The following is a 16765-nucleotide window of genomic DNA, read 5'->3' as shown; positions in this document are numbered from 1 at the left end:
CGGGCGCCTCAGACCGCTCGGCGCTTGAGCTTGCGTCGTTCCCGCTCGGAGAGGCCGCCCCAGATGCCGAACCGCTCGTCGTTGGCGAGGGCGTAGTCGAGGCACTCCGCGCGCACCTCGCACGAGGTGCACACGCGCTTGGCCTCGCGGGTGGAGCCGCCCTTCTCCGGGAAGAAGGCCTCGGGGTCCGTCTGGGCGCACAGCGCGCGGTCCTGCCAGGCGAGCACGCCCTCGTCGTCGCCGGAGAGGAGGTGCAGGACGTCACCGCCGAGCGAGGCGGGGGCCGAGACGGTCGCGTTCAGCGGACCGTCACCGAGAATGTTCCACACAGGTCTTTCCCCTCGCTCGGATGACTTCACTGAGAGAATTACACGCGTGTCATCCGTCGCCGTCAAGCGGAACGGTGCTATATGGACGGAGAATTTGTGACCGAGAACACCGTAACGGCGTGTCGCGCGGCGTGTCACTTCTCGGCATCGGCGTCCGGTGCCGATATATGAGGGAATTGTCGCCCTAATTCCTTCACGGCGCACTCGCGTGGGACGGCTCGCCACACCCGTCCGAACAACGCCCCCACACCTCCCCCGGCCGTCTTAGTCTTGCCGTCATGAGCCTCCCCGAGACGCTTCCCGGCCAGCTCCTCGCCTCCTTCACCGGCGGCGAGACCTCCAGCCCCCGCCTGACCTGGTACGGCACCGACGGCGAGCGCACCGAGCTCTCCGGCCGGGTGCTGGCCAACTGGGTCACCAAGGCCGCCAACCTCCTCGTGGAGGAGGCCGACGCCGAGCCCGGCACCACGGTCGTGCTCGACCTGCCGGTGCACTGGCGCGCCGTCGTGTGGGCGCTGGCGTCGTGGACCTGCGGCGCCCGCGTGGTGCTGACCTCGGCCGAGGACGTGCTCGAGGACGAGGAGGGGCCCGACGTCGTCGTCACCCACCGGCCCGGCGAGGCCCCGGGCGAGGACGCCGCCGAGCTGGTGCTCGCCGTCGCCCTGCCGGCACTGGCGATGGAGTGGGACGGCGAGGAGCTGCCCTCCGGCGTCGTCGACGCCGCCGCCGAGCTCATGAGCTTCGGCGATCACCTCGGCTACGTCAGCGAGCCGGAGGACGACGACGTCGCGCTGGTCGGCGACGAAGTCGAGGCCACCTTCGCGGACCTGCGCGGCTGGGCAGGCGGGGCCGCGGTGGACGAGCTGGACGACGACGTCGAGGACCTCGACGACCTGGTCGACGACGACGGCCTGGGCTTCGAGGACGAGGACGAGAGCGACGACCTCGAGGACTTCGACGCCCTGGACGACCTCGAGGACGGCGAGGAGCGGGAGGCCGCCCGGGTGCTCCTGTGCCCGGACACCCTCGAGGAGCTGCTCGAGCACGCGCTGGCCGTGTGGCACGCCGGCGGGTCGCTGGTGCTCGTCGAGCCCGGCACGCGGGCCGAGACGATGGACCGGATCGCGAGCGAGGAGCGGGTCGAGGAGCGCTGGTAGCTTCTCGCCGCTGGGGGCCCGCCCCACCCGGCGGCTGCCCACGCGCGCCCAGCGGGTGCCCACGAGCACCCAGCGGGTGCCCACGCGCGCCCAGCGGGTGCCCACCAGCACCCGTGGTTACCCGCAGGCGGTGATCCGCCAGAGCGACACGGTGCCCGCCCGGTCAACCAGCTCGAACCCCCGGGAGGTGTCGACGTTGCGCAGGCCCAGGGTCGTGTCGGAGACCTTGTCGCCCTGCGCGTCCCCTGCCGTGTCCTGGTAGAAGTACGTGGCGCCCACCGCCCGCACGGCGTCGCACACCCTCGCGTCCCAGTGGATCCGGTTGAAATGCATGGCGAGCAGCACGTGCGGCTCGCGCGGGTCCGGCGACCGGATCGCCGCCACGGTGAGCTGCGGGAAGACGACGTGGCGGTGGCCGATGGCGTAGGCGTAGGCGGCGCCGCCGGCCGGGTCGCCCAGCACCACGGCGTCGGCCGGGAGGGTCTGCGGCATGCGCGAGAGCACCGCCGCGTCGTCGGCGTCCAGGACGGTGCCGTAGGTGATCCTGCCCGGGACGTAGGCCGACTCCACCACGCGCTCCTTGGTGCCCAGCCGCGCCCCCATCCCCAGGGCCGCCACGATGGCCAGCACGACGGCGCCCACCGGGACGGCTCGCCGGGTGGCGGAGGCCGCGGACGGCAGGCGCGCGGCCCGCTCGGCCCCGGCGCGCAGCGCGGCGTCGGCCCCGAGCCCCGCCAGCAGCGACGCCGGGATGATGGCGAGGGACGCGAGCCGGGACGGCTCGGTCCACCAGGGCCCGGCCAGCCACCGCAGGAAGGGCGGGGAGCCGCCGGCGACGACCCACAGGAGCAGGAAGGACCCCCAGGCCACGGCCACCCAGCGTGCCTCCCGACGGCGGAAGGTCAGCACCGCACCGGCGACGGCGAACGCGGCGACCAGAAGATTGCCGATCCAGGTCGACGGGTAACGCCCGAAGGTCGCCTTGTCGCGCAGCGCGTTGAAGAACACCCCCGCGTGCGAGCCGAAGTAGCGCCGGTTGAAGCCGACGACGGAGCCGAACACGCTGCTCTGGCTCAGCACGACGACGACGATCGCCAGTCCCAGCCCGGCCAGCACGGCGTCGCGGATCACCTCGTGGCGCCGCCCCGCCCGCCACCGCTGCCGTTCATGCTGGACGGCGCCGACCACGATCCACGGGCCCACCAGCACGATCAGGCTGAACACGCTGGTCGCGTGCGCCAGCGCCACCCCCGCCGTCGCCGCGGCGGCCGCGAGGAGCAGGGGCAGGCTCCGCGCGCCGCCCGGGCGCAGCGCGGCGAGCACCAGCGCGGCCGCGCCGGGCAGCAACGCGATCGAGGCGCCGTAGGGCCACTGGCCCTGGACCGTCATCGTGATGACCGGGAAGGCGATGTAGGTGGCGGCGAAGAGCGGCGCCAGCACGGCGACCCGCGGCCGGTGGGGGATGGCGACCGTGGCCAGGGCGGTGATGCCGAGGATCCACGGCAGGACGAGGACGAAGGTCGACAGGTTGGCGGCGACCACGACCGAGCTCAGTCCGGGGGCGACCGCAACGAGCGCATGCCAGGCGGCGGGATAGTAGGTGGCGTCGTGCAGCGGGTACATCGGCGCGAGCCCGCCCAGGCTCGAGGCGTTCCCGGTCTCGCGCACCAGGGCGAGGGCGTTGACGTGGAAGATCCCGTCCCAGGACTGCAGCGGGGCGCTGAGGTGCTCCATGCCGCGGGCGAGGGGCAGGCACGTGAACCCGACGGCGACGACGACGGCCGCCGCGGTGGCGGCGATCAGCCGGGGCGACATGGCTGCCGTGCCCTCGCGGGTCGGCACGGCAGCCGCGCCGTCGCGGGTCGGCACGGCCGTTGTGCCCTCGGTGCCGGGCGCCGGCAGCGCCCCCATCCCCACCGGCACCGAGCCGGTCCGGACGGTTCCGCTCTCCCGCCGGATCGAGGCAGGCGGGTGCCTGCCGCGGGTCAGCCATCCCACCGCGCCGGCAACCAGCGCAGCAGCCAGGGCTGCGACGAGCGCCGACGCGAGACTCCACCGCACGCCCAGAAACGAGGAGACGACCGCCGCCAGGGCAAGAACCGCCAACGTCACGCTGGGTGCGGCCGCGACCGCGAGCACGCCCCTCACCCGGAGCAGGCGCAGGCACAGCCAGCCAGGCGCGAAAAGAAGCATCGCCATCCCGGCGGCAGCGGCGGAGACGGCCCACCATGCCATGGTGGGAACGGTACCTAGCGGGCCCGGGATGACCCACCGGAACGGTCCACCGGACCACCCGAACCACCGTGCGGGGCCGCCCCCTGGACCTCCACGCGGGGAGCAGCAGATGCGAGCCGTCCAGCCGCGGGCGATCCTCGATCACGATGACGGCGACCGCGAACCGGCCCCGAGAGCCGATGGAGACGGCTAGCGTGCGAATGGGTTCTGGCCGCCGACCGGCACGCATCGGACGTCAGGGAGGCCGCACGTGACGATCGACATCATGCTGCCCTACTACGGCGACGTCGCCATGATGAAGGCCGCCGTGAGCAGTGTGCTGGCGCAGGACGACGGCGACTTCCGGCTGACCGTCATCGACGACGCCTACCCCGACCCGGCGGTGCCTGAGTACTTCGCCGGCCTGGCGGCCGAGGACCCGCGCGTGGTCTACCTGCGCAACGACACCAACCTCGGCGCCAACGCCAACTACCGCAAGTGCGTCGCCCTCGTCGAGCACCCCATCACGGTCATCATGGGCGCCGACGACGTCATGCTCCCCGGCTATCTCACCACCGTGCGCAGCGCCTTCGACGACGCGGACGTGTCCCTCGTGCAGCCCGGGGTGGAGGTGATCGACGAGAACGGCGACGTCTACGCCCCGCTCGGGGACCGGGTCAAGGCCTGGGTCCGTCGCCGCGCGGTGGGCCGCAGCTCGCGTGCCGTCGTCGCCGGGGAGGCCGCCGCCGCCAGTCTCATGAGCGCCAACTGGTTGTACTTCCCCTCGGTGGCGTGGCGCTCGGCGGAGCTGAAGACCCACCCGTTCCGGCGTGAGTACGACGTGGTGCAGGACCTCGCGCTCGCGATCGACGTCGTCAGGTCCGGCGGCAAGATCGCCGTGCTGGAGGACGTCTGCTTCCGGTATCGGCGCCATCGGCAGAGCGACTCGGCCGTGCGCGCCGTCGACGGCCGGAGGTTCGCCGAGGAGCACCGGCTCTTCGCCGCGTACGCCGAGGAGTTCCAGCGTCTGGGCTGGAGCCACGCGGCGCGGGCGGCGCGCCTCCATGGCTCCTCACGACTGCACGCCCTGACCTTGCTCCCACAGGCGCTCTCGACGCGGCAGTGGCGCGGGCTTCGTGCCCTGGTATCCCACGCCGTGCTCCCGTAGATCACCGGGCCCGCGGACGCCTCCGCGGCGCCCCGGTCTCTCGGGCGCCGCGTCAACCGGATTCAGCGGCGGTACACGCCCAGCGTGTCGGTGCGGTCGCCGTCCCAGTCCCCCACCAGGGCCTGGTCGCCCGGGTTGCCGTAGCCCACCACGAGGTCCGCGTTGCCCGACGTCAGCGTGTTGCGCAGGTAGAACTGGTTCCCCCGGCGCACCCCCAGCGAATCGCTGCGGTTCCCGTCCCAGTCCCCCACCACCACCTCGTCGCCCGGGTTGCCATACCCCACCACGAGGTCCGCGTTGCCCGACGTCAGCGTGTTGCGCAGGTAGAACTGGTTCCCCCGGCGCACCCCCAGCGAATCGCTGCCGTTCCCGTCCCAGTCCCCCACCACCACCTCGTCGCCCGGATCCCCGTAGGCGATGACGACGTCGGCCCCGCCGGTCGTCGTGGAGTTCCGGATGAAGTACGTGCCGCCTCGACGGACGGCGAGTGTGTCGGTGCCGTCGCCGTCCCAGTCCCCCACCAGTACCTCGTCGCCCGGGTTGCCGTACGTGAAAACGCGGTCGGCACCTCCTGACGTATTCGAATTGCGCACATAGAACGTGGCGCCGCGGCGCACGGCCGGGGTCTTTATTCCGTCACCGTCCCAGTCGCCCACGAGAACCTCGTCGCCCCGATCCCCGTAGAAAAAGTGCACGTCAGCCGTGCCGGTCACGGAATTGTTGAGAAAGAATCCGTAATCCTGCCCGGGCGCGGCTCCTGGGCCCGGCGGCGCGGGGGCAGCGGGCGTGGGCGCGGCATAGAGCAACTTGCCGGCGTCTGTGCCGTCGACCGGCATGAGCTCGACGGGGGTGGCCGCCTGCTCGATGGCGCGCCACACCTCGGCCGGCATGAGCCGTGGGTTCGCCTCGAGGGTCCGCGCGGCCACCCCGGCCACGTGCGGGGTGGCCATCGACGTCCCATCACCTTCGATGGCGGCCGTGTCGGACGACGCCCATGCGGACCTGACCCCCACCCCGGGTGCGTAGATGTCGGTGCACGCACCGAAGTTGGAGAACGGGGCGTGCTCGTCGGTTTGCGTCGACGCGTTCACCGTGATGGCCTCCGCCGTGCGCGCCGGGCTGGTCAGGCACGCGTCCGCGCCGCTGTTGCCGGACGCCACGACGACCGTGATGTTGTCCGCGACGAGCCGCCGCACGGCGGCGTCGAGCGCGTCGCTCGCGGGACCACCCAAGCTCATGTTCACCACCGCGGGCGCCCCGACGGGGTGATCCTGGACGACCCAGTCGATCCCGCTGACGACGGTGGAGATCGTCCCGGAGCCGTTGCAGTCCAGCACGCGCACCGGGACGAACGTCACCTTCTTGGCAACGCCGTAGGTGGTGCCTCCGAGCGTGCCGGCGACATGGGTGCCGTGACCGTGACAGTCGGCGGTGCCGCGACCGTCGGCGACGGCAGAGAAGCCCGGCCGGACGCGGCCCGTGAACTCCTGGTGGCTCGCGCGGATCCCGGTGTCCACCACGTACGCGGTGACGCCGGCCCCGGTGGTGCCGTACTCGTATCTCGCGTTCAGGCCGGAGCGTTGGTCGATGCGGTCCAGCCCCCACGGGGGCGAGAGCTGCACGGCCTCCGTGGTGAGCCCTTCCTTCGGCGCTGGATCGACGACGTGGGTGCCGGGCGACTCGATGGCACCGAGGTTCTCCGGCAGGGAGACGACGTAGTCCGGCTCCGCCCACAGCACCTGCGGGGAGGCGGTCAGCCGCGCCGCGAGGTCGCGGGCGGCGTCCACGGCCAACGGGGCCTCGAGGCCCACGGTGCGCATGCCGCGCCCGAGGTCGTTGCCGACCCGCAAGCGCGGATTCCCGAGGAACGCCGAGCCGGTGGCCACGCCCGGCTGCTCCGCCGCGGCCACGCCGGGCGCGTAGGCCACGATCAGGCCCGCGACCTCGGCGCTGTCGAGCGGAGGAGGCGCGGCGGATGCCTGCCCCACCGCCAGGGCCGTCGCCACCACAAGAACGCCTGCGATGGCCACCAGCTGCCTCGCCCGGCGCGACCACCCGGCCCGCCGCGGCCGGGCGCGGTGTCCCCATGCTCCTGCGTCGGTCACGGCTTCCCCCTTGCCGTCGCGCGCCGGGGGACATCGCCGTCCGCCGGCGCCACCGAAAACGACACCTGCGCCTGCCTACGAGGGAATGTAGGACACAAATGTGGGCGGTGCGGCTAAAACGAGAACGGGTTGTTCAGCAGAAAACAATACGTCCGATACGCATATGACATTCGGACGTCCGCGACCGCTCAGAAATAGACGAACAGGTCATGTATAGGAAATCGACGGACAGCTCATGTATCGATATCCTCCCGATCAGGGCATTGGTTGCCGCGACCGACAGGGAGCCGCCGCTCAGGGCACGTCGGCCTGCACGACGGTGCCCTGGCCACGAACGGACACCCGTCCCTCGTCGGCACGGACGAAGAGGGCCTGACCCCGTTCCAGCGTCGCCCGCTCCGCGGTCGAGAAGATGTCGACGGCGCCCTCCAGGCACAGCAGGATGCGCGGGCCGCGGCCGGGCAGCGGGTGCGGAGGCCCGGCGGGCGGGTCGGCGAGGTCAGTCACCGAGAGCTCAAAGTCGTCCACCGGCGCATAGAACACCTTCGTCGCCCCGTGGAAGATCTCCGGGGCGGGACGGATGGGCGGGGCGGCGACGTAGTCCACGCACTCGAGCATCTCGGGCACGTCGATGTGCTTCTCGGTCAGCCCCGCGCGCAGCACGTTGTCGGAGGAGGCCATGATCTCGACGCCCAGGCCGGACAGGTACGCGTGCACCCCGCCGGCCGGGACGAACAGCGCCTCACCCGGGCGGAGGGTGACGGGGTTGAGGAGCAGGGACGCCACGACGCCGGGGTCGCCGGGGTAGGCCTCCGCGAGCATCACCACGGTGCCGTCCGCGCGCGGTGACGGCGACCCATCGCCCAGCCGGGCGGCACACGCCTCGGCCACCGCCGCGACCTCCTCCCGGGCCGGACGGGTGCCGTGATCGAGCAGCGTCGTGAACGCGTCGCGCACCCCACCCGCGCTGGGGTCGGCCCGCAGCAGGTCGCGCAGGCGCTGGGCGAGCGGCACCTCGAGCCCGACCAGCAGCTCCGCCGCCCGGCGGGGGGCGCGGAAGCCGCACATCGCCTCGAACGTCGTCAGCGCGTACACCAGCTCGGGCTTGTGGTTCGGGTCACGGTAGTTGCGCTCGGGCGCGTCGCGGGCGATGCCGGTGGCCTCCTCGGCCGCGTAGCGCTCCCGCGCCCTGTCGAGGCTCGGGTGCACCTGCAGGGAGAGCGGACGCTCCGGGGCGATGAGCTTGAGCAGGTAGGGCAGGCGCGCACCGAAGCGCGAGACGACGTCGGCGCCCAGCGTGCCCGCCGGGTCGGCCTGGATGACCGCCCGCAGGTCCGGCATCGTCGTCGCCGACCCGGCCCCGTCGGCCTCCGCCGGGCGGACGGCGGCCGGTCCGCCCGGGTGGGCGCCGAACCACAGCTCGGCGAGCGGAGCACCGTTCGGGCTGGCGCCCACCAGCTGCGGGATGGCCTCGACCGAGCCCCACGCGTAGTCGCGCCCCACACCGTGCAGCTTGAGCACCCGTCACCTTCCATCCTCAACCGTTCAACCGTATCGGTCGTGCATGCGTCAGAATGGACGAATGCGCGGAATCATTCTGGCGGGCGGCTCCGGCACCCGGCTGCACCCGATCACCCAGGGTGTGAGCAAGCAGCTCGTGCCGGTCTACGACAAGCCGATGGTGTACTACCCGCTCACCACGCTCATGCTGGCCGGCATCCGCGACGTCCTGGTCATCACCACCCCGCACGACGCGCCGTCCTTCCGCCGCCTGCTCGGCGACGGCTCCCAGTTCGGCATCTCCCTCTCCTACACGGTCCAGGAGGTGCCCAACGGGCTCGCGCAGGCGTTCGTCCTGGGCGAGGAGTTCCTCGGCCGGGAGCCCGCCGCGCTCGTCCTGGGCGACAACATCTTCTACGGTCCCGGCATGGGGACGACGCTCCAGCGCTTCGGCGACATCGACGGCGGCGCCGTCTTCGCCTACCACGTCGCGGACCCGACGGCGTACGGCGTGGTGGAGTTCGACGAGCACTTCCGGGCCCTGTCCCTGGAGGAGAAGCCCGCGCGCCCGAAGAGCTCCTACGCCGTGCCGGGCCTGTACTTCTACGACAACGACGTCGTGGAGATCGCCAAGCACCTGCGGCCGTCGGCGCGCGGGGAGTACGAGATCACCGACGTCAACCGGGCGTACCTCGAGCAGGGCCGCCTGCACGTCGAGGTCCTGCCTCGGGGCACCGCCTGGCTGGACACCGGCACGTTCGACTCGCTGGCGGACGCCACGGCGTTCGTGCGCACGGTGGAGGCCCGGCAGGGCCTGAAGGTCGGCTGCCCGGAGGAGGTCGCGTGGCGCCGCGGCTTCCTCAGCGACGACCAGCTGCGCGAGCGTGCCGAGCCGCTGCGCAAGTCCGGCTACGGCGAGTACCTCCTCGGGCTGCTCGACGGCGAAGCGTGAGCGACGCCGGACCGAGCCCCGTTCCAGATCGCCCCGCCGCGGCGGCCGGCGGCGCCAGCTCGAGCAGCACCCTCCAGGTCGGCGTCGGCCTGCTCGTCCTGGGGCTTTCCGGCTTCGTGTTCCTCGGGCTGTCCGGGCGCGACCTGGGCCCGGCCGCCGCGGCCCCGGTCTCTGTGGCGTGGACCATCCTCAACGCCGTCGGCATCGGCCTGTTCATGCCCCTGGAGCAGGAGGTCGGCCGGCGCATCTCCGCGGCGCGCGCCCGCGGTGCTGCCTTCCCGCCGCTCGCCCGGGTGCGGCACTACGCCGCCGCCGCGCTGGGCGCCCTGGCCCTCGTCGCCGCCGTCTTCAACGGCCCGATCGCCGACACCTTCCTCGGCGGCTCGCGGATCCTCCTCGTGGTGCTCGTGCTGGCCCTCGCGGCCCAGGCGCTCGAGTACTACGCGCGCGGCATGCTCGCCGGGACGGGACGGTTCCGCCGGTACGGCGCCCAGCTCGCCGTGGACGGGGCCGCGCGCATGGTGCTCAGCGCGGCCATCTTCCTGCTCCCCACGAGCTCGGCCGCGCTGTACGCCGCCGTGCTCGTCCTCAGCCCCGCGCTCGCCACGCTCGCCACCATCCCGCTGCGCGACCTGCTGCGCCGGGACGGTCCCGCCGTGCCCGGCGAGCGGTACCCGCTGGCCCCCCTGGTGACCACCTCGATCACCGCGCAGCTGGTCGCGAACGCCGGCCCGCTGGCCATCGCCGTGCTCGCGACGCCCGCCGAGCAGGCCATCACCGGGCAGTTCGTCGCCGCGATCACCATCGGGCGCGTGCCCCTGTTCCTGTTCGCCGCCGTCCAGGCCGTCTTCCTCCCCGCCCTCGCCGCCCAGGTCACCACCGGGCGCCACGCGGCCTTCCGCGCCGCGATGCGCCGTGGCTTCGCCGCCACGGCCCTGCTCGGCGGAGCCGGGGTCGTGGGCATCGCCGTGCTGGGCCGCTGGGTCATGCACGTCATCTACGGCCCGGCCTTCGACGTGTCCGTGCTGGACATCACGCTCATCGCCGTCTCCGGCGCGCTGTTCATGGTGGCGCAGCTGCTGGCGCAGGGGCTGCTCGCCCACAAGACGGACACCGTGGTGGCGCTGGGCTGGGGGCTCGGCATCGTCGTGACCGTGCTCAGCCTCGCCCTGCCGCTGCCCATCACCACCACCGTCGCCGTCGCGCTGTGCACGGGCTCCGGCGCAGCGGCGGCGTTCTTCGCCCTCGCTCTCCAGCGCACCACCCGCGCGTGGGAGAGCCGCCTCACCCTCGATACCCCGGAGGACCGATGACCCCCCAGCTCAGCGTGATCATGCTCGCCTACGGCGAGGAGGAGTGGCTCGGCGCGGCCGTGGACGCCGTCCTCGCCTCGACGGGGGTCTCGCTGGAGATCGTCCTGGTGGACAACGGATGCACCAGCGACGCGGTGTCCCGGGTGGCCGGCCGCGAGGGGGTCCGCGTCATCCGCCCCAGCACGAACCTCGGCTTCGCGGGCGGGGTGAACCTCGGCGTCCGGGAGAGCCGGGCGCCGTTCATCGCGATGGTCAACAGCGACGCCGAGGTGGAGCCGGACTGCCTCCGGCTGCTCGTCGAGCGGGCCGGGGACGAGTCGGTCGGCATCGCCGGGGCCCTGGTCCTGCTCGCCGACCAGCCCAACAAGGTCAACTCCGCCGGCAACCCGTTGCACGTGCTCGGCCTGTGCTGGGCCGGCCAGATGGGCGAGGACGCCGCCCGGGTCCCCGAGGTCGCCGACGTGGCCTCGGCCAGCGGCGCCACCATGGTGCTGCGCCGGACGGTCTGGGACGACCTCGGCGGCTTCCCCGGCCAGTTCTTCGCCTACCTGGAGGACCTGGAGCTGTCCTGGCGGTGCTGGCAGCGCGGCCTGCGGGTCGAGGTGCTGGCGGACGCCCGGGTCCGCCACCACTACGAGTTCGGCCGCTCGCCGCTGAAGATGTACCTGGTCGAGCGCAACCGCTGGCTCTTCCTCCTCACCTGCCACGAGCTGAAGACCCTCGCGCTGCTGGCCCTGCCGCTCCTCGCCTTCGACGTCGCGCTGCTCGCCGTGGCGGCCTCGCAGGGGTGGGCCCGGCAGAAGGTCCGCTCCTGGGGCTGGGTGCTGCGCCACCCGGGCTGGATCCGGCGGCGCCGCCGGCTCGTGCAGGGCACCCGCACGGTCTCGGACCAGCACCTGACGCGGCTGCTCACGGATCGGTTCGACCCCGCGCAGATGGCCCTGCCGGCGGCGGCGCAGCCGCTCGAGAGCCTGCTGCGCGCCTACTGGCGGCTGGTGCGCCCGTTGGTCTGACCCCCCTCCACCGCGGCGCGGACGTCCTCGACCTCCGCGCGCAGGATCGCCACCTCCTCGGAGAGCTTGCGGCTGCGTTCTTCCAGCCGGGAGAGCTCGACGGAGTACTGCACGGAGATGAGGAGCAGCGCCAGCGAGGCGACGAAGAAGACGAGGTTGATCGGGGTCTTGATCCCGAACAGGGCGGCGAGCCAGTCGAGGATTCCCGGGAAGACGGCCACCACTAGGACGGCCACCGCCACCAGCATCCAGGCGGTGGCGTACTTCTCGCGCATGTGCCGGCTGCGCAGCAGCGAGAAGATCACCAGGACCGTCAGCACCGCGAAGCAGATCGCAAAGACGTACCCGCTCATCGTCCCGCCTCCTGGTCCTGGGTGGCCTCGGCGCCCGCGGCGCGGGGCCGGGTGAGCGCCACGAACAGCGCCACCAGGGCGCGCATGAGGAACAGCGCCGCCTTGGCGGGGTTGTGCGACGGCGTGCCGCCGGCGCGCGGGCGCATCTCGACCGCGGCCTGGCGCACCACGAGGCCGTGGCGCGCGGCGAGCACGAGCGCCTCGACGGTGTCGCCGAGATACTCCGCGGGGTAGTCCCGGGCGAACAGCTCGATGGCCCGGGGCCCGGCGAGCTTGAACCCCGAGGTGGTGTCGGTCAGCGTCGTCCGGGTCACCCGCGAGAGCACGGACGACAGCAGCTTCATCGCCCACTTGCGCGGGCCGCGGACCTCGTAGTCGCCCTTGCCCGCGAAGCGGGCGCCGATCACCAGGTCGGCGCCGGTGGCCTCCGCCGTCGCGACGAGCGCGCCGATCTCGGTGGGGTCGTGCTGGCCGTCCGCGTCGAGCTGGACCACGCGCGCGTAGCCCTTGCGGGCCGCGTAGGCGTAGCCGGCCCGCATCGCGCCGCCCACGCCCATGTTGAACGGCAGCTCGAGCACCCGGACCCCCGCGGCCCGGGCCACGTCGGCCGTGCGGTCCACCGAGCCGTCGGAGACGACGGCGACGTCCGCCTCGGGCATCGCGGCGCGCAGCTCGGCCAGCACGCCGGGCAGCGCCTCCTCCTCGTTCCAGGCGGGCAGGACGACGAGGAGCCCGCGCCCGCTGGGTGCCGCGCCGTCAGCCACGGGTCCGCCCCGCGAGCGCCAGCACGTCGTCGGCGGCCGCGGCCCACCGCGCGGCCCAGTCGCCGATGGGGGCCACGCCGGCGGCGACGAGCGCGTCGTGGCCGAGCACCGAGTACGCGGGCCGCGGCGCCGGCCGCACGAACGCCGCGGACGTCGTCTCGGCCACCATCGCGGGGTCCTTGCCCGCGGCGGCGACGACGGCGCGGGCGAAGCCGTGCCAGGAGACCTGTCCCGAGGCGGTGCCGTGGTAGGTGCCGCTCGGCGCGCCGGCGTCGACCAGGCGCACGAGGAGGTCGGCGAGGTCAGCGGTCCAGGTCGGCTGGCCCACCTGGTCGGCCACCACCTGCAGCTGGGGCCGCTCGGCGGCCAGACGGGCCATCGTCCGCGGGAAGCATGCCCCGTGCGCCCCGTAGAGCCAGGCGGTGCGCACGACGAGGTAGTCGTCGGTCTCCGCCCGCACCGCCCACTCCCCGGCGGCCTTGGTGCGCCCGTAGGCGGAGACCGGGGCCAGCGGCGCGTCCTCGGCGTAGGGCGCCGTGGCCGCGCCGTCGAAGACGTAGTCGGTGGAGACCTGCACGAGCCGGGCCCCAGCGGCGTGCGCGGCGCGGGCGAGCAGCTGGGGGGCGGTGGCGTTGAGCCGGAAGGCCGCACCCTCGTGGGTCTCGGCGTCGTCCACCGCGGTCCACGCCGCACAGTTGACGACGACGTCGACGTCGCGCACCCGGGCGGCGACGGCGACCGGGTCGGTGATGTCGAGCTCCGCGTGGCCGGCGGCGACGACGTCGCGGCCGTCGCCCCGCAGTCGTGCCACCAGGTCGGTGCCCAGCATCCCGGTGGCCCCTGCCACCAACCAGCGCATGCCGCTCCCCTCGTCGTGCCCGGTGTCCGGGTAGCAGCCTAACCGCGTCGCTAGGGTGAGTCGGTCGGACGCCCGGTCCGACCAGGCGACAAGGAGGGTGCAGTGCAGTTCCGTGAGCTCGGGATCCAAGGAGCCTGGGAGATCACCCCCCGGCAGCTCGGCGACCCCCGCGGGGTCTTCCTCGAGGCGTTCAAGGAGGACGCCTTCGTCGAGGCCGTCGGCCACCCGCTCGATCTCAAGCAGGTCAACTGCTCCGTCTCGGCCGCGGGCGTGGTGCGCGGCATCCACTTCGCCGACGTCCCGCCGTCGCAGGCCAAGTACGTCACCTGCCCGCGCGGCGCGGTGCTGGACGTGGTGGTCGACATCCGGGTGGGCTCGCCCACGTTCGGCCGGTGGGACACCGTGCTGCTCGACGACGTCGACCGGCGGGCGATCTACATCTCGGAGGGGCTCGGCCACGCCTTCTGCGCCCTGGAGGACGACTCGACCGTGATGTACCTGTGCTCGGCCCCGTATGCCCCGGGGCGGGAGCACGGCATCAGCCCGCTCTCCCCCGAGCTCGCCATCGACTGGCCGCACCAGGCCCGCGACGGCAGCCCGCTGGAGCCGCTGCTCTCGGACAAGGACGCCGCCGCGCCCACCCTGACCGCGGCCCGGGAGCAGGGGCTGCTGCCCTCCTACGAGGACGTCCAGGCCTACCTCGCCACGCTCGGGAGCCGGCCCGGCTCCCGCGCGGGCACCGTGTGACGCGAAGCCGCACCGGCGCCCACGGCGTCGAGCGCGACCTCCCCTCTCCACGACCGAGACCCGCCGTCCAGGGGACGGCGGGTCTCGGTCGCTCCTGCGGCTCAGCGCCGGATGACGCCGAGGGTGTCGGTGCGGTTGCCGTCCCAGTCACCCACGATGACCTCGTCGCCGGGGTTGCCGTAGGCGAACACCCGGTCGGCCACGCCCGTGGAGATGGAGTTCTTGAGGTAGTAGGTGATGCCGCGGCGCACCCCGAAGGTGTCCACGCCGTCACCGTCCCAGTCGCCGACGATCGTGATGTCACCGGGGTTGCCGTACATGATGACCTTGTCCGCGACGCCGGTGGTGATGGAGTTCTTGACGAAGTAGTTGTTCCCGCGCCGCACGGCGAGGGTGTCCTTGCCGTCGCCGTCCCAGTCCCCCACCAGCACCTGATCGTCGGGGTTGCCGTAGGCGATCACGACGTCGGCGACGCCGGTGGAGACCGAGTTCTTGAAGTAGTACAGGTTCCCCCGCCGCACCGCGAGGGTGTCGACGCCGTCGCCGTCCCAGTCGCCCACCAGGACGACGTCGCCGGGGTTGCCGTAGGCGAACACCTTGTCGGCGTTACCGGTGGTGTTGGAGTTGCGGACGTAGAAGACGTTCGACCGGCGGATCGCCATCGTGTCGATCTTGTCGCCGTCCCAGTCCCCGACGAGGAACCGGTCGTTGGGGTTCCCGTAGTCGAACACGATGTCAGCCTGACCGGAGAAGGAGTTGTTCAGATAGAACAGGTGGGTCAGGCGCGCGTCGACGGCCCGGGTCAGGCTGCCGAGCCGGCCGTAGATGTCGTTGCCGGGGCAGGTGGTCGCGCCGACGTCGCGGTGCCCGAAGATCCGGGGCAGGTTCTGCCCCTTCGGTCGGGCCGCCGTGCCGGGCGACATGATCCCGCTGGGCGTGTTCACGTCGATGCCGGCCTCGCCGAACTTCCACGCGATGACGTCGGCCATGCGGTCGAGGATGATCTGCGGGGCGCCGACCTGCGTGTAGTCGCCCATCGCCGAGATGCCCAGGGTGCCGGGGTTGAAGTTGCCGAGGGTGGTGCTGGCGGCGTGCGCGCCCTGGGGCATGGTCCCGGTGGGCGCGGGGATCGAGCCGGAGCGCCCCTCGAAGACCTGACCGTACTTGTCGACGAGGAAGTTGTACCCGATGTCGCCCCAGCCGTTGGTCACGGCGTGGTAGTAGTAGATGCCGCGCACGATCGAGGCGGACTGGGCCGCCGTGTAGTTGTTGGTCCCCGCCGTGTGGTGCACGATCGCGGCCTTGAGCGCCTTGTAGCTCGGGCGCCACTTCATGAAGGACTCGTCCGCGCCCCACCCGGCGCGGGAGATGACGGCCGGGCGGGCGGCAGCGGCCGCGGGCCCGCCGAGCGTCGTCGGGACCGCCGGGCTCGCCGCGGGCGCGACGGCGGTAGCGGCGGGCGCTGCGGCCGCGACGGCGGCAGCTGCGGGTGCCGCGGCGGGCGTAAAGGACGCGGGCTGGACGGTGCCGGCTCCGCTCGTCGTCAGGGTGCCGAGGCTGCGGTATGCCACCGGCGCGGCCGCGGCCACCGGGGCCTCGGTGGGCAGCTGGTCGGGCGCCTCCCCGGGGTCGGTGATGACCTCCTCGGCCGGCGTGGGGTTGGCCGGGATGAGGCTGAGCTGGAGGTTGGCCGGCAGCGCGGCGGCCTCGCCCGTCACCTGGACCTGGACGGCCTCGGCGCCGCCGGTGAGGAACGGACCGGTGCCGGCGACGCTCGTGGGGCGGTCGGACTCTTCCTCCTCGATCTGCAGCCAGTCCGACCAGTCGCCGTTCTCCTGCACGCGGAGGAACATCTGGGAGCCGGGGGCGAGCGGGCTGTCCGCGTCCCAGGTCAGGCCCGCGACGAGGAACTCCTCGGTCGCCGTCGGCGGCGTCAGGACGGCGACGTTGTCGAGCTCTGCGGGATCACCCGTCGTGTCGGCCGAGGCGGCGCGGAAGGTGGGGACCGAGGCGCCCGCGACGCCGCCGATCCCCGTCCCGCCGACCCCGGTGCCCAGCGCCGTGCCGGCGTCGGCAGCGATCTCTTCGATGCCCTGGACGGCGATCTTCGTGGGCTCTCCCACGGAGTCCGTCAGCGAGATCAGCGTGACCGGGCTCTCGGGCGTGGTCGACGCGGGGATGGCGGCCCCGGCGGTCGTGGCTGTGGCGGCGGGGAGACCACCCAGGACCAGGAGCAACGCGGCGGACGAGGCCACGGCGTTGATGCGGCGGAATGACAACGGATGCCCTTC

14 protein-coding genes are annotated in these 16765 nt (G+C 73.0%); 6 read left to right on the top strand and 8 right to left on the bottom strand.

Going from position 1 to position 16765, the window contains the following annotated elements; genetic code table 11:
* Positions 1–8 precede the first annotated feature (8 nt).
* Positions 9–257, bottom strand: a complete 249-nt coding sequence (locus GD880_RS03725) for a WhiB family transcriptional regulator (RefSeq protein WP_193314354.1) — start codon at positions 255–257, stop codon at positions 9–11.
* 350 nt (positions 258–607) lie between these two features.
* Here GD880_RS03725 and GD880_RS03720 point away from each other — a divergent pair, with 350 nt between their 5' ends.
* Positions 608–1486: a TIGR03089 family protein gene (locus tag GD880_RS03720; protein ID WP_193314346.1), complete on the top strand. Its 879-nt coding sequence runs from the start codon at positions 608–610 to the stop codon at positions 1484–1486.
* 117 nt (positions 1487–1603) lie between these two features.
* On the opposite strand, the gene GD880_RS03715 is transcribed toward GD880_RS03720, so the two are convergent.
* On the bottom strand, positions 1604–3721 hold the full coding sequence (locus GD880_RS03715; protein ID WP_152230277.1) for a DUF6541 family protein: 2118 nt from the start codon (positions 3719–3721) through the stop codon (positions 1604–1606).
* A 250-nt stretch (positions 3722–3971) separates the two neighbouring features.
* Between GD880_RS03715 and GD880_RS03710 the strand changes: the two genes are divergently transcribed.
* Positions 3972–4868, top strand: a complete 897-nt coding sequence (locus tag GD880_RS03710; protein ID WP_152230276.1) for a glycosyltransferase family 2 protein — start codon at positions 3972–3974, stop codon at positions 4866–4868.
* 62 nt (positions 4869–4930) lie between these two features.
* On the opposite strand, the gene GD880_RS03705 is transcribed toward GD880_RS03710, so the two are convergent.
* Positions 4931–6898, bottom strand: a complete 1968-nt coding sequence (locus GD880_RS03705) for a S8 family peptidase (RefSeq protein ID WP_226909354.1) — start codon at positions 6896–6898, stop codon at positions 4931–4933.
* A 369-nt stretch (positions 6899–7267) separates the two neighbouring features.
* Entirely contained in the window at positions 7268–8494 is a 1227-nt protein-coding gene (gene manA, locus GD880_RS03700) for a mannose-6-phosphate isomerase, class I (protein WP_152230275.1), read from the bottom strand.
* Between the two features lie 61 nt (positions 8495–8555).
* On the opposite strand from manA, the gene rfbA reads away from it, so the two are divergent.
* Genes rfbA through GD880_RS03685 form a run of 3 tightly spaced genes read left to right on the top strand, consistent with a single transcriptional unit; the run spans position 8556 to position 11751 of the window.
* Entirely contained in the window at positions 8556–9425 is an 870-nt protein-coding gene (rfbA, locus tag GD880_RS03695; RefSeq protein ID WP_152230274.1) for a glucose-1-phosphate thymidylyltransferase RfbA, read from the top strand.
* Positions 9422–10738, top strand: a complete 1317-nt coding sequence (locus GD880_RS03690) for a lipopolysaccharide biosynthesis protein (protein ID WP_152230273.1) — start codon at positions 9422–9424, stop codon at positions 10736–10738. The genes rfbA and GD880_RS03690 overlap by 4 nt, the downstream gene beginning before the upstream one ends.
* The gene (locus GD880_RS03685) at positions 10735–11751 is read left to right on the top strand and encodes a glycosyltransferase family 2 protein (RefSeq protein WP_152230272.1); all 1017 of its coding nucleotides are present in this window, start codon (positions 10735–10737) and stop codon (positions 11749–11751) included. Before GD880_RS03690 ends, GD880_RS03685 begins: the two co-directional genes overlap by 4 nt.
* Here GD880_RS03685 and GD880_RS03680 read toward each other — a convergent pair.
* From GD880_RS03680 to rfbD, 3 genes are read right to left on the bottom strand one after another with little or no spacing between them, the layout of a single operon-like run.
* Positions 11721–12104, bottom strand: coding sequence for a DUF2304 domain-containing protein (locus GD880_RS03680; RefSeq protein ID WP_152230271.1), 384 nt, complete (start codon positions 12102–12104; stop codon positions 11721–11723). The genes GD880_RS03685 and GD880_RS03680 overlap by 31 nt on opposite strands.
* Entirely contained in the window at positions 12101–12868 is a 768-nt protein-coding gene (locus tag GD880_RS03675; protein WP_152230270.1) for a glycosyltransferase family 2 protein, read from the bottom strand. Before GD880_RS03675 ends, GD880_RS03680 begins: the two co-directional genes overlap by 4 nt.
* Positions 12861–13727 (bottom strand): dTDP-4-dehydrorhamnose reductase, encoded by an 867-nt coding sequence (rfbD, locus tag GD880_RS03670; protein WP_152230269.1) that lies wholly within the window; start codon positions 13725–13727, stop codon positions 12861–12863. The genes GD880_RS03675 and rfbD overlap by 8 nt, the downstream gene beginning before the upstream one ends.
* Positions 13728–13829: 102 nt before the next feature.
* Here rfbD and GD880_RS03665 point away from each other — a divergent pair, with 102 nt between their 5' ends.
* Complete coding sequence (locus tag GD880_RS03665; protein WP_152230268.1) at positions 13830–14474, top strand: dTDP-4-dehydrorhamnose 3,5-epimerase family protein; 645 nt, start codon at positions 13830–13832, stop codon at positions 14472–14474.
* Positions 14475–14575: 101 nt separating this feature from the next.
* Here GD880_RS03665 and GD880_RS03660 read toward each other — a convergent pair whose 3' ends face one another.
* On the bottom strand, positions 14576–16753 hold the full coding sequence (locus GD880_RS03660; protein ID WP_152230267.1) for an N-acetylmuramoyl-L-alanine amidase: 2178 nt from the start codon (positions 16751–16753) through the stop codon (positions 14576–14578).
* Between the last annotated feature and the right edge of the window lie 12 nt (positions 16754–16765).

It is taken from the genome of Georgenia ruanii (genome assembly GCF_009193175.1).
GTDB lineage: Bacteria > Actinomycetota > Actinomycetes > Actinomycetales > Actinomycetaceae > Georgenia > Georgenia ruanii.
The sequence above is the reverse complement of the archived record's forward strand: the minus strand, read 5'-3'. Positions and strand labels throughout refer to the sequence as shown.

Excerpts from the sequence above, each read along its gene's own strand:
- rfbA (WP_152230274.1), top strand. The coding sequence starts at position 8,556 with ATGCGCGGAATCATTCTGGCGGGCGGCTCCGGCACCCGGCTGCACCCG.
- rfbD (WP_152230269.1), bottom strand. The coding sequence starts at position 13,727 with ATGCGCTGGTTGGTGGCAGGGGCCACCGGGATGCTGGGCACCGACCTG.
- GD880_RS03715 (WP_152230277.1), bottom strand. The coding sequence starts at position 3,721 with ATGGCATGGTGGGCCGTCTCCGCCGCTGCCGCCGGGATGGCGATGCTT.
- GD880_RS03720 (WP_193314346.1), top strand. The coding sequence starts at position 608 with ATGAGCCTCCCCGAGACGCTTCCCGGCCAGCTCCTCGCCTCCTTCACC.
- GD880_RS03685 (WP_152230272.1), top strand. The coding sequence starts at position 10,735 with ATGACCCCCCAGCTCAGCGTGATCATGCTCGCCTACGGCGAGGAGGAG.
- GD880_RS03680 (WP_152230271.1), bottom strand. The coding sequence starts at position 12,104 with ATGAGCGGGTACGTCTTTGCGATCTGCTTCGCGGTGCTGACGGTCCTG.